This is a genomic window from Mycobacterium sp. 1165178.9 (assembly GCF_001673555.1).
Taxonomy (GTDB): Bacteria; Actinomycetota; Actinomycetes; order Mycobacteriales; family Mycobacteriaceae; genus Mycobacterium.
This window is the reverse complement of the sequence record NZ_LZMB01000482.1, coordinates 1-3,698: the sequence shown is the minus strand read 5'-3', so window position 1 is coordinate 3,698 and position 3,698 is coordinate 1. Positions and strand designations below refer to the sequence as shown.

Sequence of the window (3,698 nt, the reverse complement as noted above, 5' to 3'; positions counted from 1 at the left end):
CCAGGAACTTGATCGGTGCACCCGGCCCGTCACGCGCGGGCTCCATCGTGAGGTGGGCGAACGGCGAGCGGGCATCGGCCCGTCCGGCCAGCGCGTCCACGTGCGCGCGCACCGCGCCGCGTTCGTCGGCGGACAGATACTGCCAGGTGATCGAATGCCACAGGACGGTCAGCGCACCGTCGGCCAGTGTCAGGCCGGCGACCGCGTCGGCCGCCGTCCGGCGCTCGAGCACGGCCGGGACCCGGCGGGCGACCTCGATGGCGCCGCGCAGCCGCGCCAGCCGGGCACCTTGGTCCGGCCAGACATAGCTCAACACGGTCATCTCCCCGTCGGCGTCGCCGACGTCGATGGGCGCGATGTCATACCCGTGGCGGGCCACGATCCGTAAGGCGCGCCTGGGCGGCAGCGCGCCGCGCCACGCGTCGTCGATGGTCACCGGCGAGTCGGCCGGCCCCCACCGGCCGGCGGCGAAGTCGTAGCGGTAGTGGTCCCCGCGCAGGTTCAGCCCCGCGCTCGACCCGATCTCGAAAAGCCGTATGGGCAAGCCGAATTCGTGGTTGATGTGCAGCAGGCCGCCGATCAGGGCGGCCGATCGGCCCACCTCGTTGGTCTGCGGCGGCTGGCCGAGCGCCGCGCGCAGCACGCCGACGTGGCCGGCGGCGGTGTCCAGGATTTCGGGCCAGGCGGCTCGGGAATCCCACTCGCCCCCCGTGCTGGGGTAGAAGCGGCGCAACCGCGCCGCCCGGCCGTCGAGCACCAGGCGGTGCAGCCCGCCGAGCAACCGCAGCGGCACCGCGTCGCGCGACGGCGCGTCCTCGCGCCCGGACAAGACGGTCGCGAAGACACCGCCGGCTTCGACGTCGCCGGCCACCAACTCGAACAGCTCGCCATACATCGGCGAGCCCGACGAGGCGCAGAACCTGCCCTGTGACCGCAGGGTGTGCAGCAGGTGCTCGGCCGTCACCTGCCCAACCCGTCCAGCCCGGCGCCGACGACGTCGAAGGCATTGCCCAGGGCAACCGGCAGTGGGACGGATTCGTCGCTCAGCCAGTGTTCGTAGGCCGACAACGCCACCCCGAGCATCGTCCACGCAACGGTCTGGGGTGCCAGATCCGTGGTCTTGCAGTCCAGGCGGCGCGCGACGAACCCGGCGATCACCTCGCGCCAGCCGGCATACATCGTCATCGAATACGCTTGCAGCTCAGCGGTTTGCAGGATCACCCGCATGCGCTGGCGGTGCCGGGCCATCTCGGATTCGTCAAAGGTGTTGAACGCCAACAGCGCAGCGCGCAGCGCATCACCCAGGCGCACGTCAGCGTCGACGTCGTCGAGCAAATCGCGCAGGTGGGCAAGGTGGTTGTCGAAGTCGCCCCAGGGAATGGCGTTCTTGGATGCGTAATACCGGAACAGGGTCCGGCGGGAGATGCCCGCGGCCTCGGCGACATCGTCGACGCTCACCTCGGCGAAACCTCGGGCCGCGAACATGTCGATGGCGACGTCGGTGATGTCGTGCGGAGTGGTCGAGCGGCGCCTGCCCACCCGCGGCTGCGGCACCATCGGACCCCCGCCCTTCCGTTTCGGCACTCGATGCCATATTCTGACGGCGAGTGTGACTCAGATCCCATCGTTGTCAAGACCGGACGAAAGGCAAGACCCCGTGGACCACGAGACCGAAACTGACACCCAACTCGTCACCGAGACCCTGGTCGAAGAGGTGTCCATCGACGGCATGTGCGGGGTCTACTGACCGTGCCCGCGCCCGCGCAGGCTCGGACGCCGACGTCGTTCGATCCTGATCGCGGCTGGCGATTGCACCCGCAGGTGGCGGTTCGGCCGGAACCGTTCGGCGCGCTTCTGTACCACTTCGGTACCCGCAAGCTGTCGTTCCTGAAGAACCGCACCATCCTTACCGTGGTGCAGTCGCTGGCCGACCATGCCGACATCCGGTCCGCCTGCCGCGCGGCGGGGGTGGACGACGACGCGCAGGCGCCGTATCTGCATGCGCTGGGTGTGCTCGTCGCGTCCAACATGCTGGTGCCCCGGAAGGACGATCAATGACAACAGCGGCCCCTGTACCCCGGCTGATCGAGCAGTTCGAGCACGGGCTCGACGCGCCCATCTGCCTCACCTGGGAGCTGACGTACGCCTGCAACCTGGCCTGCGTGCACTGCCTGTCGTCGTCGGGCAAGCGGGACCCGCGAGAGCTGTCCACCCGCCAATGCATGGACATCATCGATGAGCTGGAACGCATGCAGGTGTTCTACGTCAACATCGGTGGTGGGGAACCCACTGTGCGCCCAGATTTTTGGGAACTGGTCGACTACGCGACCGAACACCACGTCGGCGTGAAGTTCTCCACCAACGGCGTCCGGATCACGCCCGAGGTCGCCGCGCGGCTGGCGGCCAGCGACTACGTCGACGTCCAGATCTCGTTGGATGGCGCGACCGCCGAGGTCAACGACGCCGTCCGTGGGCCCGGCTCGTTCGACACCGCGGTACGGGCGCTGGAAAACCTTGCCAACGCCGGTTTCTCCGACGCCAAGATCTCCGTGGTCGTCACCCGACACAACGTCGACCAACTCGACGAATTCGCCGCGCTGGCAAGCCGTTACGGCGCCACGCTGCGGATCACCCGGCTCCGCCCGTCCGGGCGCGGTGCCGATGTATGGGAGGAGCTGCACCCCACCGCCGACCAGCAGGTCCAGCTGTACGACTGGCTGGTCGCCAAGGGCGAGCGGGTGCTCACCGGTGACTCCTTCTTCCACTTGGCTCCGCTTGGCCAATCGGGTGCCCTGGCCGGTCTGAACATGTGCGGGGCCGGCCGCGTGGTGTGCCTGATCGACCCGATCGGCGACGTGTACGCCTGCCCGTTCGCCATCCACGACCGCTTCCTGGCCGGAAACGTGTTGACGGATACTGGTTTTGGGGCTGGTTTCTCCAACGTCTGGAAAAACGCCCCGCTGTTCCGCGAGCTGCGCGAGCCCCGGTCGGCGGGTGCCTGCGGCAGCTGCGGGCACTACGACAGCTGCCGGGGCGGGTGCATGGCCGCCAAATTCTTCACCGGCCTGCCGCTGGACGGACCGGACCCCGAATGCGTCCAGGGGCACAGCGCCACGGCGCTGGAGCGCGACCGCGAGACGCCGCGTCCCCGAGCCGATCACTCCCGCGGCAAGCGCATCCGCCAGCCGGTGCCGCTCACGCTGTCGATGCGACCGCCGGCTGGCACGCCGGCAACGCCGCCGGCCCGCATGTGTAACGAAAGCCCGGTGTAACGATGGCCGACGCATGGTTTGAAACCGTGGCGATCGCGCAGCAACGCGCCAAGCGGCGGCTGCCGAAATCGGCCTATTCGTCGCTGATTTCGGCCTCCGAAAAGGGAGTCACGGTCTCCGACAACGTGGCAGCCTTCAGCGAACTCGGATTCGCTCCCCACGTCATCGGTGCGCAGGAGAAGCGCGACCTGTCGACCAGTGTTATGGGGCAAGACATTTCGCTGCCGGTGCTGATCTCACCGACCGGCGTGCAGGCGGTGCACCCCGACGGCGAGGTCGCTGTGGCGCGAGCCGCGGCCGCCCGCGGCACCGCCATGGGGCTGTCGTCGTTCGCCAGCAAGCCGATCGAAGAGGTCATCGCGGCGAACCCCAGGGTGTTCTTCCAGGTGTACTGGCTGGGTGACCGCGACGCGATCGCCGCGCGGG

At 68.8% G+C, this 3,698-nt stretch carries 6 protein-coding genes; 4 read left to right on the top strand and 2 right to left on the bottom strand.

Going from position 1 to position 3,698, the window contains the following annotated elements; translation table 11 throughout:
* On the bottom strand, nt 1-964 hold a 964-nt coding region (locus A5652_RS20715; RefSeq protein WP_067355936.1), incomplete at its 3' end, for a DUF2332 domain-containing protein.
* Complete coding sequence (mftR, locus tag A5652_RS20710; protein ID WP_067355932.1) at nt 961-1,557, bottom strand: mycofactocin system transcriptional regulator; 597 nt, start codon at nt 1,555-1,557, stop codon at nt 961-963. The genes A5652_RS20715 and mftR, both read right to left, overlap by 4 nt.
* A 100-nt stretch (nt 1,558-1,657) precedes the next feature.
* Between mftR and mftA the strand changes: the two genes are divergently transcribed.
* The 4 genes from mftA to A5652_RS20690 all read left to right on the top strand — a co-directional run.
* Nucleotides 1,658-1,747 (top strand): mycofactocin precursor MftA, encoded by a 90-nt coding sequence (gene mftA, locus A5652_RS20705; protein WP_007773607.1) that lies wholly within the window; start codon nt 1,658-1,660, stop codon nt 1,745-1,747.
* Nucleotides 1,732-2,058: a mycofactocin biosynthesis chaperone MftB gene (gene mftB, locus A5652_RS20700; RefSeq protein ID WP_197514036.1), complete on the top strand. Its 327-nt coding sequence runs from the start codon at nt 1,732-1,734 to the stop codon at nt 2,056-2,058. The genes mftA and mftB overlap by 16 nt, the downstream gene beginning before the upstream one ends.
* On the top strand, nt 2,055-3,272 hold the full coding sequence (mftC, locus tag A5652_RS20695; protein ID WP_067355924.1) for a mycofactocin radical SAM maturase: 1,218 nt from the start codon (nt 2,055-2,057) through the stop codon (nt 3,270-3,272). Before mftB ends, mftC begins: the two co-directional genes overlap by 4 nt.
* Nucleotides 3,273-3,274: 2 nt before the next feature.
* On the top strand, nt 3,275-3,698 hold a 424-nt coding region (locus A5652_RS20690), incomplete at its 3' end, for an alpha-hydroxy-acid oxidizing protein (RefSeq protein WP_197514035.1).